This window comes from Kribbella sp. NBC_01510, assembly GCF_045040325.1.
Lineage (GTDB): Bacteria > Actinomycetota > Actinomycetes > Propionibacteriales > Kribbellaceae > Kribbella.
Genome location: NZ_CP109418.1, coordinates 3,454,247 through 3,473,672, shown reverse-complemented (window position 1 = coordinate 3,473,672; position 19,426 = coordinate 3,454,247). Strand labels below are relative to the sequence as shown.

23 protein-coding genes are annotated in these 19,426 nt (G+C 68.1%); 16 read left to right on the top strand and 7 right to left on the bottom strand.

Going from position 1 to position 19,426, the window contains the following annotated elements; genetic code table 11:
* Positions 1–25: 25 nt before the first annotated feature.
* Positions 26–1,981, bottom strand: a complete 1,956-nt coding sequence (locus OG558_RS17280) for a M13 family metallopeptidase (RefSeq protein ID WP_405071180.1) — start codon at positions 1,979–1,981, stop codon at positions 26–28.
* Between the two features lie 126 nt (positions 1,982–2,107).
* Here OG558_RS17280 and OG558_RS17275 point away from each other — a divergent pair, with 126 nt between their 5' ends.
* Positions 2,108–3,112 (top strand): SMP-30/gluconolactonase/LRE family protein, encoded by a 1,005-nt coding sequence (locus OG558_RS17275; RefSeq protein WP_405071179.1) that lies wholly within the window; start codon positions 2,108–2,110, stop codon positions 3,110–3,112.
* A 5-nt stretch (positions 3,113–3,117) separates the two neighbouring features.
* Here OG558_RS17275 and OG558_RS17270 read toward each other — a convergent pair whose 3' ends face one another.
* Together OG558_RS17270 and OG558_RS17265 are read right to left on the bottom strand one after the other, a co-directional pair.
* A complete protein-coding gene (locus tag OG558_RS17270) occupies positions 3,118–3,411 on the bottom strand; it encodes an HU family DNA-binding protein (RefSeq protein WP_328523980.1) in 294 nt (97 codons plus the stop codon).
* A gap of 127 nt (positions 3,412–3,538) precedes the next feature.
* Complete coding sequence (locus OG558_RS17265) at positions 3,539–4,324, bottom strand: phytanoyl-CoA dioxygenase family protein (RefSeq protein ID WP_405071178.1); 786 nt, start codon at positions 4,322–4,324, stop codon at positions 3,539–3,541.
* A 71-nt stretch (positions 4,325–4,395) separates the two neighbouring features.
* On the opposite strand from OG558_RS17265, the gene OG558_RS17260 reads away from it, so the two are divergent.
* The 13 genes from OG558_RS17260 (at position 4,396) to OG558_RS17200 (ending at position 14,685) form a co-directional block, all read left to right on the top strand.
* Complete coding sequence (locus OG558_RS17260; RefSeq protein ID WP_405071177.1) at positions 4,396–5,199, top strand: helix-turn-helix domain-containing protein; 804 nt, start codon at positions 4,396–4,398, stop codon at positions 5,197–5,199.
* A gap of 84 nt (positions 5,200–5,283) precedes the next feature.
* Positions 5,284–6,306, top strand: coding sequence for an LCP family protein (locus OG558_RS17255; protein ID WP_405071176.1), 1,023 nt, complete (start codon positions 5,284–5,286; stop codon positions 6,304–6,306).
* A 12-nt stretch (positions 6,307–6,318) separates the two neighbouring features.
* Entirely contained in the window at positions 6,319–6,813 is a 495-nt protein-coding gene (locus tag OG558_RS17250; RefSeq protein WP_405071175.1) for a YndJ family transporter, read from the top strand.
* The gene (locus OG558_RS17245; RefSeq protein WP_405071174.1) at positions 6,722–7,108 is read left to right on the top strand and encodes a YndJ family transporter; all 387 of its coding nucleotides are present in this window, start codon (positions 6,722–6,724) and stop codon (positions 7,106–7,108) included. The genes OG558_RS17250 and OG558_RS17245 overlap by 92 nt, the downstream gene beginning before the upstream one ends.
* Positions 7,105–7,668 carry a DUF1990 family protein gene (locus tag OG558_RS17240; protein ID WP_405071173.1) on the top strand — a complete coding sequence of 188 codons (564 nt, stop codon included), beginning with the start codon at positions 7,105–7,107 and terminating at the stop codon, positions 7,666–7,668. Before OG558_RS17245 ends, OG558_RS17240 begins: the two co-directional genes overlap by 4 nt.
* A gap of 172 nt (positions 7,669–7,840) precedes the next feature.
* Complete coding sequence (locus OG558_RS17235) at positions 7,841–8,347, top strand: DinB family protein (RefSeq protein WP_405071172.1); 507 nt, start codon at positions 7,841–7,843, stop codon at positions 8,345–8,347.
* 85 nt (positions 8,348–8,432) lie between these two features.
* Positions 8,433–9,110, top strand: coding sequence for a uracil-DNA glycosylase (locus OG558_RS17230; protein ID WP_405071171.1), 678 nt, complete (start codon positions 8,433–8,435; stop codon positions 9,108–9,110).
* A 19-nt stretch (positions 9,111–9,129) separates the two neighbouring features.
* Positions 9,130–9,534: a hypothetical protein gene (locus tag OG558_RS17225; protein ID WP_405071170.1), complete on the top strand. Its 405-nt coding sequence runs from the start codon at positions 9,130–9,132 to the stop codon at positions 9,532–9,534.
* Positions 9,535–9,555: 21 nt separating this feature from the next.
* The gene (locus OG558_RS17220) at positions 9,556–10,533 is read left to right on the top strand and encodes a DUF2891 family protein (RefSeq protein WP_405071169.1); all 978 of its coding nucleotides are present in this window, start codon (positions 9,556–9,558) and stop codon (positions 10,531–10,533) included.
* Between the two features lie 153 nt (positions 10,534–10,686).
* Positions 10,687–11,874 (top strand): ROK family protein, encoded by a 1,188-nt coding sequence (locus tag OG558_RS17215; protein WP_405071168.1) that lies wholly within the window; start codon positions 10,687–10,689, stop codon positions 11,872–11,874.
* A 10-nt stretch (positions 11,875–11,884) separates the two neighbouring features.
* Entirely contained in the window at positions 11,885–13,138 is a 1,254-nt protein-coding gene (locus tag OG558_RS17210) for a 6-phospho-beta-glucosidase (protein ID WP_405071167.1), read from the top strand.
* Positions 13,135–14,130, top strand: a complete 996-nt coding sequence (locus OG558_RS17205) for an N-acetylglucosamine kinase (protein WP_405071166.1) — start codon at positions 13,135–13,137, stop codon at positions 14,128–14,130. Before OG558_RS17210 ends, OG558_RS17205 begins: the two co-directional genes overlap by 4 nt.
* 33 nt (positions 14,131–14,163) lie before the next feature.
* The gene (locus OG558_RS17200) at positions 14,164–14,685 is read left to right on the top strand and encodes a hypothetical protein (RefSeq protein WP_405071165.1); all 522 of its coding nucleotides are present in this window, start codon (positions 14,164–14,166) and stop codon (positions 14,683–14,685) included.
* Positions 14,686–14,747: 62 nt separating this feature from the next.
* Here the strand turns inward: OG558_RS17200 and OG558_RS17195 are convergent, their stop codons facing one another.
* Positions 14,748–15,548: a mechanosensitive ion channel family protein gene (locus OG558_RS17195; RefSeq protein ID WP_405071164.1), complete on the bottom strand. Its 801-nt coding sequence runs from the start codon at positions 15,546–15,548 to the stop codon at positions 14,748–14,750.
* Between the two features lie 235 nt (positions 15,549–15,783).
* Here OG558_RS17195 and OG558_RS17190 point away from each other — a divergent pair, with 235 nt between their 5' ends.
* Entirely contained in the window at positions 15,784–16,239 is a 456-nt protein-coding gene (locus tag OG558_RS17190) for a GNAT family N-acetyltransferase (RefSeq protein ID WP_405071163.1), read from the top strand.
* On the opposite strand, the gene OG558_RS17185 is transcribed toward OG558_RS17190, so the two are convergent.
* Positions 16,232–16,960 (bottom strand): neutral zinc metallopeptidase, encoded by a 729-nt coding sequence (locus OG558_RS17185; RefSeq protein WP_405071162.1) that lies wholly within the window; start codon positions 16,958–16,960, stop codon positions 16,232–16,234. The genes OG558_RS17190 and OG558_RS17185 overlap by 8 nt on opposite strands.
* A 61-nt stretch (positions 16,961–17,021) precedes the next feature.
* On the opposite strand from OG558_RS17185, the gene OG558_RS17180 reads away from it, so the two are divergent.
* A complete protein-coding gene (locus OG558_RS17180; protein WP_405071161.1) occupies positions 17,022–17,174 on the top strand; it encodes a hypothetical protein in 153 nt (50 codons plus the stop codon).
* On the opposite strand, the gene OG558_RS17175 is transcribed toward OG558_RS17180, so the two are convergent.
* Together OG558_RS17175 and OG558_RS17170 are read right to left on the bottom strand one after the other, a co-directional pair.
* Positions 17,167–18,087: a neutral zinc metallopeptidase gene (locus OG558_RS17175; RefSeq protein ID WP_405071160.1), complete on the bottom strand. Its 921-nt coding sequence runs from the start codon at positions 18,085–18,087 to the stop codon at positions 17,167–17,169. The genes OG558_RS17180 and OG558_RS17175 overlap by 8 nt on opposite strands.
* Positions 18,087–19,409, bottom strand: coding sequence for a neutral zinc metallopeptidase (locus OG558_RS17170; protein ID WP_405071159.1), 1,323 nt, complete (start codon positions 19,407–19,409; stop codon positions 18,087–18,089). Before OG558_RS17170 ends, OG558_RS17175 begins: the two co-directional genes overlap by 1 nt.
* Between the last annotated feature and the right edge of the window lie 17 nt (positions 19,410–19,426).

Here is a 19,426-nt window from a genome sequence, read left to right as displayed (position 1 = left end):
CAGGCGGCGAGCTGCCGTTCGTTTGTCACCAGATGCGGACGCGGTCCTCGGGGGACAGCCACATGCCGTCGGCCTCGGTGATGCCGTAGGTCTGGTGGAACTCGTCGATGTTCTTCACCACCGCGTTGCAGCGGAACTCCGGCGGCGAGTGCGGGTCGATCGCCAGCCGCCGCGCCGCCTCCTCGGGCCGCGTCTTCGTCGACCAGGCGTGCGCCCACGACACGAAGAACCGCTCGCTCCCACGCAGCCCGCCGACCTCCGGCGCCTCGCCACCGTCCAGCGACAACTGGTAGGCGACGTACGCGATCGACAGCCCGCCCAAGTCGCCGATGTTCTCGCCGAGCGTGAGCTTGCCGTTCACGTGCTGCCCGGGTGTCTCGTCCGGCGACAGGACGTCGTACTGCGCGACGAGCTTGTCGGTGCGCTGCTCGAACGCGGCGCGGTCCTCGTCGGTCCACCAGTCGTTCAGGTTGCCGTCGCCGTCGTACCGCGAGCCCTGGTCGTCGAACCCATGGCCGATCTCGTGCCCGATCACGGCGCCGATCGCGCCGTAGTTCACCGCGTCGTCGGCGTCCAGATCGAAGAACGGCGGCTGCAGGATGCCGGCCGGGAAGACGATCTCGTTCATCCGCGGGTTGTAGTACGCGTTGACCGTCTGCGGCGTCATCTTCCACTCGGTCCGGTCCACCGGCTGCCCGAGCTTGGCCAGGTCCCGCGCGGTCTCCACCGCGACCGACCGGCGCACGTTGCCGAACAGGTCGGCCGGGTCGATCTCGAGCGCGTCGTAGTCCTTCCACTGGTCCGGGTAACCGATCTTCGGCACGAACGTCCCGAGCTTGTCGAGCGCCCGCTGCCGGGTGTCCGGGCCCATCCAGTCCAGCGCCTCGATCCGCTGCCGGTACGCCTCGACCAGGTTCTGGACGAGCTCGACCATGCGGGCCTTGGCGGCCGGCGGGAAGTGCTCGGCGACGTACAGCTTGCCGAGCGCCTCGCCCAGCGCGGACTCGACCGCGCCGACGCCGCGCTTCCACCGCTCGCGCAGCTCAGGCGCACCGGTCAGCGTCTTGCCGTAGAAGGCGAAGTTCTCATCGACGAAGGCCGTGCTCAGCAGTGGCGCCGCGCTGTGCACGATGCGCCAGCTCAGCCACTCCTTCCACCGGTCCAGCTCGACCGCCTGCAAGGCCGCGGCGGCCGCGGTGAAGAAGTCGGGCTCGCGAACGACGACCTCCGCGAAGGCGCTCTCCGGTACGCCGGCACCCGTCAGCCACGTCGACCAGTCGAAGCCGGGGGTCAGCTCTTCCAGCCCGGCCCGGTCGACCTTGTTGTAGGTCAGCTGGACGTCGCGGTTCTTGACCCGGTCCCAGTGGGCGCCGGCGACCCGGGTCTCCAGCTCCATGATCCGCTCCGCGGCACCGGCCGGATCGGGCAGCCCGGCGAGCTCGAGCATCCGCGTGACGTGTGCGACGTACGCCGTACGCACCTCGGCGAAGCTGTCCTCGCGATAGTACGACTCGTCCGGCAGGCTGAGACCGCCCTGCGTGAGGTAGACGATGTTCTCGTCGGACTTCTTGGCGTCGGCGTCGACCCAATAATGGAAGACTCCCGGCACGCCCTGCAGCTCGAGCTGTCCGAGCGCCGCGACCAGGCCGGGCAGGTCCTCGACCCCGCGGACCAGGGCGAGCTGCTCGGCGATCGGCTCGGCGCCGAGTCGCTCGATCGCCTCCTCGTCCATGAAGCTGCTGTACAGATCAGCGATCTTCCGCGGCTCGCTGCCCTCGGGATGCCCGGCTGCGACGGACTTCTCCACGATCGCGCGGACGTCCTGCTCGGCGGTGTCCCAGAGCGCGTGGAAGGCGCCGTAGATGGCCTTGTCCGCCGGAATCTCGTGCTCCTCCAGCCACGGCCCGTTCGCATAGCGGTACAGGTCGTCCTGCGGCCGCACCGTGCCGGACAGACTCGAACTGTCGAACCCTGCTGTCATCCCTGCCCCTTGTCGCGTGTGGAGTATCTGCCAGCGAACATACCCGGTTGCCGCCCGGGCTGTTATGAACTTTCCACAGGCCCGGCTCGTTGTCCTGGTAAAGGACCGGATCAGGAGGACCCCGCCATGTCGCACCTCGTCCGCCGCCTCGCCACGCTGGTGAGCGTGCCCGCACTGATGCTGGGCCTGGTGAGCACCTCGGTCGCCACCGCCGCGCCCACAACCGGAGCACCCACCAAGCTCAACCTGCCCGACGGGTTCCAGCCGGAAGGCATCGCGATCGCCCGCGGTACGGCGTACTTCGGCTCCCGCGTCGACGGGGACATCTTCGCCGTCGACCTGATGACCGGCACCGGCAAGGTGATCAGCCAAGGGCCGGGCACCGGCTCGCTCGGAATGAAGGTGGACCACTTCGGCCGGCTGTTCGTCGCCGGTGCCGGCGGTGGCAACGGACGGGTGATCGACACCCGGACGGGGCGCGTTCTGGCCAGCTATACCTTCACCACGTCGGCGGACACGTTCGTGAACGACGTCATCCTGAGCAAGAATGCGGCCTGGTTCACCGACTCGCGGCAGCCGGTGCTCTACAAGCTCCCGCTCGGCCGGCACGGCAAGCTGCCCGCGAAGGCCCAGACCGTCCCACTGAGTGGCGACTACCAGCACACCGCGGGCACCAACGCGAACGGCATCGCCCTCACCCCGGACGGCCGCGCGCTGATCATCGTGCAGTCCTCGACCGGCTTCCTGTTCCGGGTCGACCCACGGACCGGAGTCACCAGGCGGATCGACATCGGCGACGCCGTGATGACGAACGGCGACGGCCTGCTGCTGATCGGCCGGACCCTGTTCGTCGTCCAGAACCTACTGAACAAGGTCGCCGTCCTCACGCTGAACCAGTCCGGCACCAAGGGCACGCTGGTCCGGGAGGTCACCAGCCCGGACTTCGACGTACCGACGACCGCCGCGGCCTTCGGCGACCGGCTCTACCTGCCGAACGCCCGGTTCACCACGCCGCCGACGCCGACCACCGCGTACTGGGCCACAGCGGTCTCAGCGACGACCAAGCCGATCAAGCACGCGGTCGACGAAGGTGAGTGCGACCGCATCCGGTTCCTGGCGCCGGCGCAGTAGCCAGGTCAGGAGACAGTGCGGAGGTCGCCCCGGGCAGCGGCCTTGAGGCGGCTTCCGCACGACAAGCGGACGGAGTAGTTCGCCGGGATCGAGAGGGGCTCACCGGTCTGCGGGTTGCGGCCGGTGCGCGGGGCGCGCAGCACGCGCTCGATGCTCAGCAGGCCGGTCAGCGAGACCTTGTCGCCCTTGTGCACGGCTTCGGTGACGACATCGCCCAGCGCGTCGAGAACCTTCTCGGCCTGGTTCCGTGGAATGCCCGCCTTCTGCGCCACCCCGGCGACCAACTCGTTGCGGTTCACAGCTCTCCTCAGACTCGACCAACCCTTCGATCGGCACCTTAAGCCGAAATGATTGTCGTTAGCGAGAAGCATCCGCATTCCGGTCAAACCCGGAGCCGAGGGAACTTTGCCGCCGGAGTGACCGTCTTCAGAGGCCGTCCTGGTCGTGCCAGTGGTTCTGCCAGCGCCCGTCGATGGCGTCGTCGGCCAACTGGTAGCGGATGTCGGTCGACAGCCGCATCTCGGTCGACACGTTGTCCAGGGCCGCGTGGATCGTGTGGGCGGTGTGGATGACCACGTCACCGGCCGCGTAGTCGGTGACCAGCCAGTTGGCGTCGTACTGCTCGGCCAGGCCAGGTAGGTCCGCAGTCATCGAGGCGGCGGGTCGCTTGAGCGTGCCGGCGGCCTCCCCCGCGAGCACTCGGTGGTGGCTGCCCTCCAGATAGGTCAGTCCGCCTCTACTGACCGGACAGTCGCCGAGCGGGATCCACGCCGACAGCACTTGGTCGCTGCCCCCTCTGAGGTACACCAGGTCATAGTGCGCCTGCGTCGCCGTACCGATGCCGTTCTCGCCCGGCGCGGTCTGCCGGATGATCTTCCGCTTGTGCAGGAACGACTGCCCGCCGAGGAACCACTCGAACCACCCCTTGAGCGCCGGCTGCGCACAGAAGGCGGCGTACTCCGGTCCCGGCACGATCTGGTCGAAGAGCACCTTCCGGTACGACGCTCTGTCGGCGGCAGCACCGGTCAGCCCGAAGTAGTACTCCCGGAAGCCCTGCACCACCTCAGCGTCCAGGAACCCCGTCAGGTACAGGTATCCGTCCCGCCGCAACCGCTCCCGCAACCCGTGCAGCTCACCCCGCTCCCGCTCCGGCACGACGCTCAGTTCCCCGACCTGCCGTTCATCCAGCACGTACCCATTCGAAGTCAGCACGTCAACAATTCCACCCCAGGCGGTCAGCCACCGGAATGGACATCGGCGACCACTTCTTGGACTCTTGTTCCGTGCCGAACTGGTCGATCTACCTGACTCCAGGTGCGACTGAACGCCAACTTGGACTCTGCTGCCTTGGTGCCGGCGAGCAGGACAACCGTCCCGGACCCACGCCGGAACGCGCCCTCGGCTGCCATGCCCTGGTCTGGCTCAAGGAGGGCCGCGGCCAGTTGCTGCACGGCCCCGATCGTGAGCTCTACGAAGTGCGAGCACCTGCGATGCTTTGGCTCTACCCCGGCGTTCTGCACGGCTATCGGCCGACGACTCGCTGGCGACAGGTGTGGACACTCTTCAGCGGTCCCGCGACCGCAGCGCTCACGACCCTCGGCCATCTGGACGTCAGCCAACCAGTCCGCCGGTACGCCGACCCACGGCCGGTCGATCGCGCTTTCACTCGACTCCTACGCGTCAGCACGACGCACAACGCCGTACAGACCGTCTCAGCGTTGTATGACCTCATCGCTCAGGCCGCGCCGTCGTCTGGTGACGGGGTGGCTGCGCAGCTGGCAGAGCTCGCTTGCACCCCGCTGAGCGTTCAGGACTATGCCACCGAGCTCGGATTCAGCGTGAAGGAGTTGCGCGAGGCAGTGCGCCGTACCACTGGCTCAACCCCACAGGAACTGGTCTTGACCACAAGACTCAACACTGCAAAGAGTTTGCTCGCCGAGGAGGACCTGTCGGTCGCCGTGATCGCCCGGCAGGTCGGGTACGACGATCCCGCCTACTTCACCCGCTTGTTCACCGCACGAGTAGGGGTTTCGCCGCGCGCGTTCCGGCGGTTTGGTTCGGTCTCGGGGCGAAAATCCTCCTTCTGAAGGAGGCGGTGCCGACTTTCCGACGTGTAAAACCGTTCAGTGGGGTGACGTGCGCAGGCGCCGGACACCGATACGGTCGTGGGTATGAGTCAACCGCAGCCCATCGACCCGCGATACGCGAACCGGCCGCCGCAGGCCCGCCCGAAGAAGCGGCGCAACTGGTTCCTCCGCACCGTCGGACTGATCGTCCTGCTGTTCATCCTCATGCTGGTCGCGGTCCCGCTGTACGCGTGGAGCCGGATCGACAAGATCGACGCGATGCCGACCGGCAGCAGGCCGGCCGAGACGTCCGGTACGACGTACCTGATGGTCGGATCGGACGCCCGCGAGGACCTCACCCGCGCCGAGCGCGCGCGGCTCCACACCGGCTCGGACGCCGGGCCGCCCCGGACCGACTCCATCATGGTGATGCACGTCCCCGACTCCGGGCCGACGGTCCTGATCAGCATCCCGCGCGACAGCGCGGTCAACATCCCAGGGGTGTCGGGCAAGCAGAAGATCAACGCCGCCTTCAACAAGGGGCCGGCGCTGCTGATCGAGACCATCGAGAACGTGACCGGACTCCGGATCGACCACTACGTCGAGGTCGGCTTCGGCGGCTTCGCCTCGGTGATCGACAGCATCGGCGGCATCAACATGTGCTTGCCCAAGGCAATGAAGGACCCCCAGGCGCACATCAACCTGCCGGCCGGCTGCCAGCAGCTCAACGGCGTGAACGCGCTCGGCTACGTCCGCTCCCGGCACGCCGACGGCAACAACGACTTCGGCCGGGTCGAGCGGCAGCGCGCGATGGTCGGCGCGGTGGCGAAGAAGGCCAGCTCGCCGACGACGTTCCTGAACCCGATCCGCTACTACAGCGTCGCCACCAAGGGTGTGGACGCGCTGACCGTCGACAAGGACATGAGCCTGTTCGACTTCATCCGGTTCGCCCGCGGCATGCGGGCCGTCTCCGGCAGCGGCGGCATCACCCTGACCGTCCCGATCAGCGATGACAACTACCAACTGGGGAACGGCCGGGGCGTCGCGGTGAAGTGGGACACCGCCAAGGCCAAGGCTCTGTTCAACACCCTCAAGTCCGGCAACACGACAGGTCTGAAGAGCAGTTGACCGTCCTCGTCCATGCCGTGGTTGAGCCTGGGCATGCTCGTCGTCGTACCGCTCGGGCTCACCCTCCTGCCGACGCGAACCACCAGCCCCCGCTGGTGGTTCGCGTTCGCTGTCCCCGGGGTGATCTCGCTCTGGCTGCCGCGCGGCGCCGTGTCCATCACACTCGCGGCAATCTATCTCGCGGGTACGCTCGTCCTGATCACCCTCGCTGCTCGTCACTTCCTTCACCACAAGGTGATCCGGCCCCGCGAGATCGCGCTCTACACCGCACTCGCCACTCCGTCCATCGCCGCACTCGCACTGGTTGCCGAGCGATCGTCGTACGAACTGTTCGGCTTCAACCTGACGGTTCTGTCCCTCACCGTCGCCCACTTCCACTTCGCCGGCTTCGCGACCGCGCCTCATCGCCTATCTGGTGGCGGACTCACCGACTCCCGCAACCACTGCGGCAGCAATCAGCGTTCCCCTCGGCACTGGCGTCGTACTGCTCGGCTTCTTCCTCGGTGACCCGGTGGAGCTCGCGGGAGCCGCCGTACTGACGACTGGCATGTGGCTGGTCGGCTGGAACCTCTGGCGACGGTCACAGCAAGCAGACCGAGCCACTGCGGCCCTCCTGATCGTCTCGGCGTCCGTGCTCGTGGTGACGATGCTGCTGGCGCTCAGTTGGGCCTTGGGGCATGTCGTAGACACGCCTTATCTACCGTTGGAGTGGATGGCCGCGACGCACGGGCTGGCGAACGCGATCGGGTTCGCACTCTGCGGACTGCTGGCCTGGCGACGACTTGGGGAGGGTGTTCGATGAAGCTCGACGACTTGGCGGCACTGCGGTTCAACTACGACGTGGTCGGCTCCACCCGGTACGACGAGACGCCGCCGGGCTACCACCGACTCGAGTACCGGACCCGGATCGGCGCGGGGAGTGAGGTGTTCGCCCGCGCCGGAGAGGCGCTGCTGAACTGGCGCATGCACCGAGCTGCCGGCTTGCCGATGACAGCGACCGACACACCCCCGACGATCGGCACCAACAGCCTCGGCCGCCTCGGCGCCGGCATGCTGATCGGCCGCCTCCGCACCATGACCCCGCTCGGCGGGATCGGCCTCCCGGTCCCCTGCCGGGTCGTCTGGACCGTGGACGAGCCCGACCGCATCGGCTTCGCGTACGGCACCCTCGAAGGCCACCCCGAGTCCGGCGAGGAGTCCTTCGTCGTCACCAATGATCCCGACGGCATCCACTTCACGATCCGCGCCTACAGCCGCGCCGCCACCTGGTACACCCGCTTGGCCGGCCCCGCCACCCGCACAGCCCAACAACTGGCCGCCCGCCGCTACGCCCGCGCCCTCCAAACCCTCTCCACCCCATAGCAAAGGCCCCGCAAGCTCATACCTTTGCGGGGCCGGGTCCTTTGTACCAGCCGCTTCAAATGGATCAGATGACCAACACGCCAACAAAACAAGACGATCGGCCACCCTCCCATCGACCATGGACTCGCTGACTGGCTGGCCAAGGGGTCAAGGCGTAGGTAAGGTCGCCGGAGTGTCGACATGGACCACGCCCGAGCGACCCGAGCCGCCGAACAACCCGATCGACGAGCGGGCCGCGCTCGAGGACCGCCTCAAGTTCCAGCGCACGACATTGCTGCTGAAATGTGGCGGGCTGACGCCGGAACAACTGGCGCTGCGGTCGGTGCCGCCGTCGACGCTCTCGCTGCTCGGCCTTGTTCGGCACCTGTCTGCAGTCGAGGCCTGGTTCCATGCGTACGACGGCCAACCCGACCACATGTACTTCTGGGACTACGTGCCGGGATCGAGAGAAGGCTCCGACGCGGTCGACAGCGCGCGTGCCGCCGACGACCTGGCCAGCTACCAAGCGAGTGTCGCCCGGTCGCGTGAGGCCGTGGCCGGCCGCAGTCTCGACGAAGCCATGCCCGGCGAGGACTACACGCTGCGGTGGATCTACCTGCACATGATCGAGGAGTACGCGCGCCACAACGGCCACGCGGACTACCTCCGCGAACGCATCGACGGCGCCACGGGCGAATAGCCTGCCGCGGAGGCTGACCGACACGCGGACGCCAGAGGGCCACCCTGGATGCACCGCGGTGCGGTGTGCTGCGAAACTGTGGCGGGTGAGCCCGAAGACGTTGTCGGATCTGGTTGCCCCGGACTGGGCGGAAGCACTCTCGCCGGTCGAGGACACAGTCACCAAGATGGGTGAGTTCTTGCGTGGCGAGATCGCCGCCGGCCGCCCGTACCTGCCCGCGGGTGAGAACGTCCTCAGGGCGTTCAAGAGACCGTTGGGGCAGGTGAAGGTGCTGATCGTCGGGCAGGATCCGTATCCGACGCCGGGGCACCCGGTCGGGCTCAGCTTCTCGGTGGCGCCTGATGTGCGGCCGATCCCGCGGAGCCTGGCCAACATCTACCGCGAGTTGATGGCGGACGTCGGCGTACCGGCTCCGTCGAACGGCGACCTGACGCCGTGGACCGAGCAGGGCGTGCTGCTGCTGAACAGAGTGCTGACCGTGCAGCCGGGCAAGTCGGGCTCGCACCGCGGCAAGGGCTGGGAGACCGTCACCGAACAGGCCATCCACGCACTGGTGAAGCGCGGCGGCCCACTCGTTGCGATCCTCTGGGGCCGGGACGCCCAGACGCTCAAGCCGATGCTCGGGAGTACGCCGTACGTCGAGAGCGCGCACCCGAGTCCGATGTCCGCCGACCGCGGCTTCTTCGGCTCCCGCCCGTTCAGCCGGGTCAACGCCCTCCTGGTCGAACAAGGCGCCACCCCGATCGACTGGCGCCTCCCGTAGTCAGTGCCATGCTGCGGGCATGGCACGTTACGTGATAGACGCCCCCACTCTTCTGCAACTCGTGGCCGATGGCTCGACCATCGATCCCACTCATCAACTGGTCGCACCCAATGCGATCCGGTCGGACGCTCTGCAACTACTGCTGCGTGAGGTCCAGCAAGGGGCGCGCTCCGTGAAGGAGGCGCTGCAACTGCACGAGCGCATGACGGAGCTCAAGATCCGCACGCTGGGCGACCGGGTGTCCCGGCGGACCGCCTGGGACATCGCCCTCGAGCGTGACTGGGACACCCTCCGGGACGCCGAGTATCTGGCCGTGACCAAACTCCAGGCCGACGCCCTGATCACCGTGGATCCCGAGTTGGCCGCCAAGGCGGACGGCGCGGTCCCGCTCGCCGACCTCCGGGACCTGCTCAGCGCCTGGTAATCGCTCTCCTAAGGAGTCCCCTTGAAGTACGCCGCCGCCTGGGCCGCCATCGCCTGTGAGGTGCTCGAAACCCCGTACCCGTACGGCGCCGCGCACGCGTCCAGTGGTCCGGACGACGTCGACGTGACCCCGCAGCGCCTGCACCCGGCGTTCCACGGGTCGTACGACTGGCACTCCAGCGCACACATGCAGTGGTCGCTGGTCCGGTTGCTCACGCTGGCACCGGACCAGGCCGGCCCGCGCCCGATCGAGGTCCTGGACCAGCGCCTCACCCCCGAGGCGATCGCGACCGAGGTGGCGTACCTGCGCGAGCGTCCGGCGTACGAACGCCCGTACGGCTGGGCCTGGGCGGCGATGCTGGTCGCCGCCGCCCGTAAGTTGCCTGGGGCAAAAAACTGGGCGGCCGCCCTCAGTCCACTCGGCGACGTCATCGCCGACCTCGTCCTCGGCTGGCTGCCACGCCAGGCGTACCCGGTCCGCCACGGCGTCCACCTCAACACCGCATTCGCCCTGGCCCTGCTGCTGGAGGCGTACGACGACCTGCACCGGCCGGACGTGGTCGACGCGATCCGGTCCCGTGCGCTCGAGTGGTTCGGCCAGGACACGGCGTACGACACGCGCTTCGAGCCGTCCGGCACCGACTTCCTGTCGCCGGCGCTGACCGAGGCGGAGTTGATGCGCCGAGTCCTCCCCGCCGACGAGTTCAGTAACTGGCTGTCCGCGTTCCTGCCAGGTCTCGGCGTCGATTCACACCAGCACCTGCTCGAGGTGCCCGTCACCGACAACTCCGGCGATGGTCAACTGGCGCACCTGTCCGGCCTGGCCTTGTCGCGGGCCTGGCAGCTCCGCACCATCGCGCCCGCGCTGCCCGACGTCGCAGAGGTATTGCGCGAGGGCGCCGACCGTCAGATCGAGGCCGTGCTGCCGACGGTGACCGACGGAGACTTCATGTCGACCCATTGGCTGGTGTCGTTCGCCCTGCTCGCCGATCAGGCGTAGCCACTCCGCACCAACTGGTACTGACTCACCCTCGCCGATTGACACCCGCGTCGGTCCGCCGTACGGTCTCGCCTTAATAGGAAACCTTCCTAACAGTTCGGACGGACCGCGAGCCGACGACACGAGGGCGACGGCGGGAGGCAGGGTTAGCTCATGGCAACGACACCCGGAACGCCGCGCCTGCTCCGCGCGATGAACGACCGCGCCGCCCTCGACCTGCTACTCAGCCAGGGCCCGCTCTCCCGCACCACCCTGGGCAACCTCACCGGCCTGTCCAAGCCCACCGCGTCCCAGCTGCTCGCGCGCCTGGAGGCCGCCGGCCTGGTCCGCGCCAGCGGCACCTCCGCCGGCCGTCCGGGCCCGAACGCGCAGCTGTACGAGATCAGCGGCGGTATCGCGTACGTCGGCGGCCTCGACGTCACGCCCGCCCGGATCCGCTCGGCCGTCGCGGACCTCACCGGCAAGGTCGTCGGCACCTACGAGCTGCCCACCCCCGGCCGGAGCGCCAAGGGCACCGTCGACCGCGTGCTCAAGGCGCTCGACGGAGCGGCCGGCGAAGCGGGCCTGAACCGGGAGCGGCTGCACCGCGTCTCGATCGGCACTCCGGGTGGCTTCGACCCGACCACCGGCCGGCTGCGGTACGCGACCCACCTGCCCGGCTGGCACGCCCCGCACCTGCTCGAGGAGCTGGCGGCGGCGATCGCCGTACCGCTGGAGGTCGAGAACGACGTCAACCTGGCCGCCGTCGCCGAGCAGCGGGTGGGCCATGCCCGCGACAGCGACAACTTCGTGCTGTTGTGGGGCGAGGAAGGCATCGGCGCGGCGATCGTGATCAACGGCCGGCTGCACCGCGGCGCGACCGGCGGCGCCGGCGAGGTCGCGTTCCTGCCCTTGCCCGGTACGCCGCTGGTCCGCAACGTCGGCCGCAGCAACGCCGGCGGTTTCCAGGAGCTCGCCGGTGGCGAACCTGTGCTGGAGCTGGCCCGCGCACACGGCTTGAAGGCACGTACGCCGGAGGCCGCGATCGCAGCCGCGTTGCAGACCGAGGGCGCCGGCGATGCGGTGCTGAGCGAGTTCGCACACCGGCTGGCCGTCGGTCTGGCCGCGATCGTCGCGGTCGTCGATCCGGAACTGATCGTGCTGGCGGGCGGCGTGATCACCGCCGGCGGCGAACGCCTGCGCAGTCTCGTCCAGGACGAGCTGGCCGATCTCGCCGTACCGCGGCCGCGGTTGCTGATGACCGCGCTCGGCACCGACCCCGTGGTCTCCGGAGCACTCCAGTCCGCCCTGAGCACCACCCGCGACGAAGTCTTCGACACCGCGGGTCCACCGATCCCCTAGGAGTCAAACGGTGAAACTCACAGTCGTTGGTGGCGGATCCACCTACACGCCGGAACTCGTCGACGGCTTCGCGCGGCTGCGGGACACGCTGCCGGTGTCCGAGCTGGTGCTCGTCGATCCAGCGGCCGATCGGCTCGAGCTGGTCGGTGGCCTGGCCCGCCGGATCCTCGCAAAACAAGGGCATCCCGGCCGGGTGATCACCACGTCCGACCTCGACGCGGGCATCGACGGTGCGGACGCCGTACTGCTGCAACTGCGCGTTGGCGGACAGGCCGCGCGCAACGAGGACGAGACGTGGCCGCTCGAGTGTGGTTGCGTCGGCCAGGAGACGACCGGGGCCGGTGGTCTGGCGAAGGCGCTGCGCACGGTTCCCGTCGTACTGGACATTGCCGAGCGGGTACGGCGTACCAACCCGGACGCGTGGATCATCGACTTCACCAATCCGGTGGGGATCGTGACGCGGGCGCTGCTGTCGCACGGACACAAGGCGGTCGGGTTGTGCAACGTGGCCATCGGGTTCCAGCGGAACTTCGCGCGGATGCTGGGGGTGACACCGGAGGAGGTGTCCCTTGACCACGTCGGACTGAACCATCTGACCTGGGAGCGCGCCGTCCGGGTCAACGGCGAGGACATGCTGCCGAAGCTGCTCGCCGAGCACATGGAAGAGCTTTCTGACGACCTGTACATGCCGGCCGAGTTGCTGCAGCAGCTCGGCGTCGTTCCGTCGTACTACCTGCGCTACTACTACGCACACGACGAGGTTGTGCAGGAGCTGCTGACCAAGCCGTCTCGCGCGGCTGAGGTGGCAGCGCTCGAGAAGCAGTTGCTGGACATGTACGCCGACCCGATGCTCGACGAGAAGCCCGCACTGCTGGAGAAACGAGGCGGTGCGTACTACTCCGAGGCGGCCGTCGCACTCGCGTCGTCACTGCTGAACAACACGGGTGACGTGCAGGTGGTGAACACGCTGAACAACGGCACGTTCCCCTTCCTCCCTGATGATGCCGTCATTGAGGTGCCGGCGACGGTCGGCGCCGAGGGTACGACGCCTGAGCCGGTCAGCGCTCTGGAGCCTTTGTACGCCGGTCTGGTCAGTCATGTGACTGCTTACGAGGACCTGGCGCTGGAGGCTGCCGTGAAGGGTGGATCGGAGCGAGTGTTCAAGGCCCTGCTGGCGCATCCGCTGGTCGGGCAAATCTCCATCGCACGCGAACTCACGGACAAGCTCCTGGCGCACAACCGGGCGTACCTGCCATGGGCGTGACGGTTCCCGGAGGCGTGCTCGCCTTCGACGCGGGGAACAGCAAGACGGACGTGGCCCTGGTGGCGGCGGACGGGACAGTCCTCGGTACGGCGCGTGGTGGTGGGTTCGAGCCGCAGAAAGTTGGACCCGACGCCGCGGTGGCGGGCTTGGAGCCGATGATCCGGGCCGCGGCCGCGGAGGCCGGCCTGCGGCTCGGCTCGGTGCCGCTGGTGCAGCAGATCTCCGCCTGCCTGGCGAACGCGGACATGCCGATCGAGGAGCAGTGGCTGACCGCCGCCTTCGAGGCGCGCGGTTGGGCGGAGTCGGTGTACGTCACCAATGACACGTTTGCTTTGCTGCGCTCGGGTGTGGACGAACCGCGGGGTGTCGCGGTGGTGTGTGGTGCGGGGATCAACTGCTCCGGGATGCTGCCGGACGGGCGGACCGCCCGGTTCCCGGCGTTGGGCAAGCTGACCGGCGATTGGGGCGGTGGAGCCCAGTTGGCCGAGGAGGCGTTCTGGTCGGCATCACGCGCCGACGACGGCCGTGGTCCGGCGACCGCGCTGCTCACCGCGCTGCCGGCGCACTTCGGGCTCCCTTCGCTGGCCGCGCTGATCGAGGCGTTCCACTTCGGTGAGCTGGCGGAATCGCGACAGCTGGAGGCGGCGCCGGTGCTGTTCGAGGTCGCGGCGGCCGGGGATGTTGTTGCCCTTGGCATCATTCAGCAGCAGGCGGAGGAGATCGTCGCGATGGCGCTCAGCGCGTTGCGCCGGCTCGAGCTGCTCGGCGAACCGGTCCATGTGGTCCTCGGTGGCGGCGTGCTCGCCGGCGGACACTCGGTCCTGCTCGATCGCGTCGTACGCCTACTGGCGGAGGCGGCACCGAAGGCGATCCCGCGGGTGGTCGACGTACCGCCCGTCGTCGGGGCGGCTCTGCTGGGACTCGACCGCACCGCCGCCGGATCCGCGGCCCAGGCCCGGCTGCGGGCCACCTTCGTCGTCCGGGTGGCTTGAAAAGGGGCTTGGTCGAGGTGTAATCATGATTACATGAGTACAGAGCATGAGAAAGTGCGGGGCTGGCTGACCGGCCGGCTGCCGAAGGAGTGGTTCGAGGGCGAGCCGGAGCTGAGCGTCGACCGGGACGAGATCCTGATCGTCGGACGGATCCCGGCGCCGGAGCAGGCCGACGGCGTGAGCGACGCCGAGCGGTCGGCGGCCGAGGACGGCCGGATCAAGCAGTTCCGCGAGGACACCCGGGAGCGCCGGATCGAGATCGCCCGCGAACTCGAACACGCCACCCGCCGCAAGGTCGCCTGGGGCGTCCGGTGCGGCGACACCAAGACGGTCTTCACGTCCCTGTCCGCCCCCGTGATGACCCGCCTCCGCCAGCCCGAACGCCAGGTCCTCGACACCCTCGTCGACGCCGGCGTGGCCCGCTCCCGCAGCGACGCCCTCGGCTGGTGCGTCAAACTCGTCGCCCAGCACAGCGAAACCTGGCTCGCCGACCTCCGCGACGCCATGACCAAGGTAGAAACCGTCCGCCAAGCCGGCCCCGACACCGCTAGCTGAGCGCGAAGAGGCGACGGGCGGCAACCCTGGGATTGCCGCCCGCCTGGCTGGTGCACTTGTGGTTACTGACCGCCCGGCCAGTTGCCGTTGGAGGGGGTGCCGTTGGACCAGCCCTGGGAAGCGCCGTGGGTTGCCGGCGGCTGGGGGTCGGCCGGGTAACCCGCCGTACCGTTCGAAGCCATCGTGCCGTTCGAGCCCGGCGACTTGATCATCGTGTTGCGGTCGAAGAGGCTGGTGAGCGCGCGGCCGGCCATCTCCCGGCCCCCGAGGCCGAAAGCGAGGCCGAGGGCGAGCGCGGCGCCGGCGAGCACGATCAGCAGCGTGTTGCCAGTCAGCTGGACGGCGATCCCGAGCTGGGTCAGCGCGGCAAAGGCGGCGTACACCAGGATCGCGTACTTCCCGACCTTGGCCAGCGTCTCGTTGCCGGTGGCACCGCGGATGATCGCGGCCAGGAAGTTCGCGAACAGCGCGGCCAGGCAGATGATCACGATCGCCGCGAAGATCCGCGGGATGTAGCCGAGCATGTCGCTCATGAAGTTCGAGATCTCCGGTACGCCGAGCGCGGAGGCGAACATCGTGAAGCTGATCAGGAACACGAACCAGAACACGACCTTGCCCAGCATCGCCGAAGCGGTCAGCCCCGTGCCGGACCGCTGGAGTACGCCGGACACGCCGGCTCGTTCCATCCACTGGTCGAACCCGACCCGGCCGAGCAGCTTGCCGACGAGCTTCCCGAGTACCTTGGCGACGAAGTAGCCGACCACCAGGATGACGAGACCGCCGAGCAGGTTCGGGATGAACGACAGCAGTTTGCTGAAGGCATCTTCGAACGGTTGGGTGAAGTCGATCGCTAACGCGAACATCGGATCTTCCTTCCGGACTGGGCCCGCATCCGCTGCCGCGCAACACCGCACACGACCCCGGCACGGGCGGATGCAGTGGTGTCCAGTATCACTCGTACCCTTCGTTGCGCACGGCAAACAGTCTCCTCCGGCGCGTATTCCAGCGAAAAGTGTTTGCATAAGGCAAGTACCGTCGAGGTGCTTCGGTAGTTACCCCGGTCGCTGAACCGTTTCAGCCACTTGAGATCCTGGTGTCATGACCGATGTTGTGATCCGCCGCGCCACCGCCGCCGACGTCGCCGGGATCGTCGCGATGATCGCCGACGACCAGCTCGGCGCCGTCCGCGAGTCCGTCGACGACCTGACGCCGTACCTGCATGCGTTCGAACTCATCGACGGCGACCCGAACCAAGTCCTGGTGGTTGCCGAACGCAACGACGAACTGGTCGGCACGCTCCAGCTCACGATCATCCCCGGCCTGTCCCGCCGCGGCTCCTCCCGCGGCCTGATCGAGGCCGTCCGCGTCGCCGCCCCGGCGCGCGGCTCCGGCCTCGGTACGACGCTGATCGAGTGGGCGATCGAAGAATCCCGCACCCGCGGCTGCACCCTGGTCCAACTGACCTCCGACAAAACCCGCACCGCCGCCCACCGCTTCTACGACCGCCTGGGCTTCACCAACTCCCACGAGGGCTTCAAACTCAAACTCAGCTGACCTTCTTCGCCGGCGCCGCCCAGGTGTTGCACGCCCCGGGACCCTCAGCCTTGAAAGCGGCGCGTGCCCACGTCCTGTTGGTCTTCGGAGATCCGTACCCGCGTTCCGTCGCGGGCGCGTCGGCGTCGTCACCACTGAACGCGTGGTATTCGTAGTCTTCGAGTCGTTCGCCGTACACCTGGAGCGTCTTCTGGTTCGCCCCGAAGAACGCTGCCGCGAAGCACGAGGCCTGCAACTCGTTCCGCCGCGACTCCGCGACCCGGGCCGTCTCGGACTTCGCCGCGAAGAAGCGATCGTCGTACGCGGACGACATCCCTGACGTCGCTTGCAGGTGATGTCCGTACTCGTGCGCCATCGTGTACTCGACCGCGACCCGCGACGACTCCTGGCTGCCCGCCGACTTCGCGATGTACTGGGTCCAGTCGAGATAGATTCCCCGGTCGTCGTCGCAATAGAAGGCCACGGTGTCCTTGTCCATCGGCCCACAGGGTGATGGGGTTCCGCGCGGGGCAGCGTGGACGGCATTGACCGGAAAGAGTTTGAACCCTGCTCGCTCCACCGCCGGCGTCCACGACCTGGTCAAGCAGCCGACGATCGACGACGCGTAACGCATCACCGCCTGCTTGGTTGCCAGCCGGGCGCTGGAGCGTGGGCACCGCACCGCAGCCGCCTGACCGCCGCCGTACAGCTGGTTCCGCCGCAGTACTTGCTCGGTCTGCATCGCCAATCCGTCGTCCGTGGGGACGGCCGCCGTGGGAGTTGGTCTGACTGCGGGTCTCGGTGTGCGCGAAGGGATTGGCGTCGGGGTCAGCGTGGTGACGGACGAGGGTGCTGGGTTCGCGGCGGCGGGAGACGTGTGGTGTCCGCAGGCTGTGGTGACGGATGCGGCCAGTACGGCGAGCAGCACGAGTGTGGCTGGTTTGGGCATCAACTGACGCGCTTTGGGAGTGCCGTGAAGGTGTTGCAGGCGGCGGGGGTGGTGGCGGTGAAGGCTTTGAGCGTCCAGTAGGCGTGGCTTTTGCGGCTGCCGTGGTCTCGGATGTGGGCGTCGTTGTACTCGTCGCCTACGTGGCGGACGATGTTCTGCCAGATCGCCAGGCGGCGGCCGGTGAGTTGGAAGGTGGATTTGTTGGCGCCCAAGAAGGCGGCGCCCAGGCAGCTGGCCTGGAGTTCCTTGCGGCGTTGGACTTCCAGTTGGCCGGCTTGGGTCCTGCCGCGGTACAGCTCGTTGTACAGCGTGAGGATGCCGACCGAGTGCTGGACGTGATGTCCGTACTCGTGCGCGAGCAACTGCTCGAAGTCGATCAGGTTCTCGACCGGGTCGTCCGCGCCGAGGAAGGTGTCGTAGTCGAAGCAGATCTGTCCGGTCAGGCCACCCTGGCGGTAGAACGCGTCGACGTTCGCCAAGGGATTCGCACACTCGGGCGTGGCGGACAGGTGGTGCAGGCTGTAGGCGAAGATCTTCGGCGGCACGAGGTACGCGTCGGAGCGCTCGACCACCGGCGCCCAGGCCTTGTCCATGCAGGTGACGAACACCCGGGCGTACGCGAGCATCCCCGCCTTGGTGGTCAGGTTCGGCCGTGGCAACACACACTGCACCGCCGGCACCTTCCCCGCCAGGTACAGCTTGTTCTTCAGCACCCCGTCACTCAGATCCATCGTCCGCGGATCAGAAGGACTCGACACCGAGGCGGTCGGCGTGGGTGAAGGCGTCGGTGTCGGCGTAGAAGCGACCGAGGGCGCAGCGTCCGCCACCACAGGCTTGGTGGCCCGTCCACACCCCCCAGTCACCACCACAGCCAGTACGGCGACAACGGCCAGCCCTGCCCGCTTCGCCGTACCGGACATCAACTCACCTTTTTCGCGGGCGCGCTGAACGTGTTGCAGGAGGCCGGGCTGGCGGACTTGAACGCCGGCTCGGACCACAGCCAGTGGCTCTTACGGGAACCGTGGTCGCGGACCTTCTTCGGGTTGTACTCGTCGCCGGTGTGCTGGCTCTCCCACTCCCACAGGTTCAACTTCTCGCCGCTGAGACCGAGCGACTTCTTGTTCGCACCGAGGAACGCCGCGCCCAGGCAGTCCGCCTGCAACTCCTCGCGACGGCTCCACTCGAGTTTCTCCGCCTTCGTCTTGGCCCACCCTCCGCGGGACCAGGCCGCCGTGAGGATCTCGGTCATGTTCTGGACGTGGTGGCCGTACTCGTGCGCCATCGTGTCCATCATCCAGATTCTGGCGGCCAGCGGACTGTTCTTGTAATACGCGAGATCCTCCTTCCAGCTGATGTTGATGGTCTCGTCGGAGGGGCAGTAGTACGCCACGCTCTCCTCGCCGGTGCAGTCGTTCGCCGCCACCTGGTTGGTTTGCAGAAGCACCTTCGGTGATCGGAACTCGTAGCCGGCCTTCTTCACCACCGGCGCCCAGGCGTTGTTCAAGCAAGGGAGGAGAGCCTTGTAGTAGTTGAGGATCGCGGACTGGGAGTTCGGCTTGATCGCCGGCTCTTTGCACGTCACGGCGGGAAGATTGCCGACGGTGTAGAGCTTGTTCTGGCGGAGGCGGACCAGGTCGGGAACCACCGGGACCGTGACGGTCTTGGTGGGGTCCGGCGGGATCGGCATGGGGAGCTGCGACTTCTTCACCGAGGGTTGCGCCAGGGGGTTGTCGACGGTGTTGCCGTAGGAGTCCATGAGTTTGAAGCCGGCGACGGTGGCGCCGGTGAGGATGATCAGGACGAGGGCGGAGAGGCCGGCGATGACGGCGCGCGAGTAGTGGCGCGGAGGTTTGACCGGCGGGGGTTCGGCGGAGAACTGGGCGGCCGCGCGGGTCGGATTCGAGTGCCAGCCGACCGGGCGGGGGCCCCCGGTACGGCGGGTGCCCTTCAACGGGGTCCAGTGAGCACCCGTGAGCGGTGCCACCGGCGGGCCGCTGTAGTCGCCGGTCGCGTCGGGGTCCGTCGGGAGCGGGCGGGCCTTGTGGCGGAGGGTCGAGTCGGGCGCGGAGATCGAGCGGGCCTTGCCGAGGCCGAGGGGCTGCTGGCGGTTCGCGGCAAGTGGGCGCGCCGCGGCCAGGTCGCTCTCGGTCAGCACGTCACCGGCTCCACCCGGCAGGAAGTGTCCCGGTTTGGGCGAGCCTCCCGCCGTACCCACGCCGGTGTCCGCGTTCTCCTCAGGCATCGGTGGTCCTCATCGTC

Bases quoted from the DNA above. Each gene is read 5' to 3' on its own strand.
- OG558_RS17280 (WP_405071180.1), bottom strand. From the start codon at position 1,981: ATGACAGCAGGGTTCGACAGTTCGAGTCTGTCCGGCACGGTGCGGCCG.
- OG558_RS17275 (WP_405071179.1), top strand. From the start codon at position 2,108: ATGTCGCACCTCGTCCGCCGCCTCGCCACGCTGGTGAGCGTGCCCGCA.
- OG558_RS17255 (WP_405071176.1), top strand. From the start codon at position 5,284: ATGAGTCAACCGCAGCCCATCGACCCGCGATACGCGAACCGGCCGCCG.
- OG558_RS17250 (WP_405071175.1), top strand. From the start codon at position 6,319: ATGCCGTGGTTGAGCCTGGGCATGCTCGTCGTCGTACCGCTCGGGCTC.
- OG558_RS17240 (WP_405071173.1), top strand. From the start codon at position 7,105: ATGAAGCTCGACGACTTGGCGGCACTGCGGTTCAACTACGACGTGGTC.
- OG558_RS17225 (WP_405071170.1), top strand. From the start codon at position 9,130: ATGGCACGTTACGTGATAGACGCCCCCACTCTTCTGCAACTCGTGGCC.
- OG558_RS17215 (WP_405071168.1), top strand. From the start codon at position 10,687: ATGGCAACGACACCCGGAACGCCGCGCCTGCTCCGCGCGATGAACGAC.
- OG558_RS17200 (WP_405071165.1), top strand. From the start codon at position 14,164: ATGAGTACAGAGCATGAGAAAGTGCGGGGCTGGCTGACCGGCCGGCTG.
- OG558_RS17195 (WP_405071164.1), bottom strand. From the start codon at position 15,548: ATGTTCGCGTTAGCGATCGACTTCACCCAACCGTTCGAAGATGCCTTC.
- OG558_RS17190 (WP_405071163.1), top strand. From the start codon at position 15,784: ATGACCGATGTTGTGATCCGCCGCGCCACCGCCGCCGACGTCGCCGGG.
- OG558_RS17185 (WP_405071162.1), bottom strand. From the start codon at position 16,960: ATGCAGACCGAGCAAGTACTGCGGCGGAACCAGCTGTACGGCGGCGGT.
- OG558_RS17175 (WP_405071160.1), bottom strand. From the start codon at position 18,087: ATGTCCGGTACGGCGAAGCGGGCAGGGCTGGCCGTTGTCGCCGTACTG.
- OG558_RS17170 (WP_405071159.1), bottom strand. From the start codon at position 19,409: ATGCCTGAGGAGAACGCGGACACCGGCGTGGGTACGGCGGGAGGCTCG.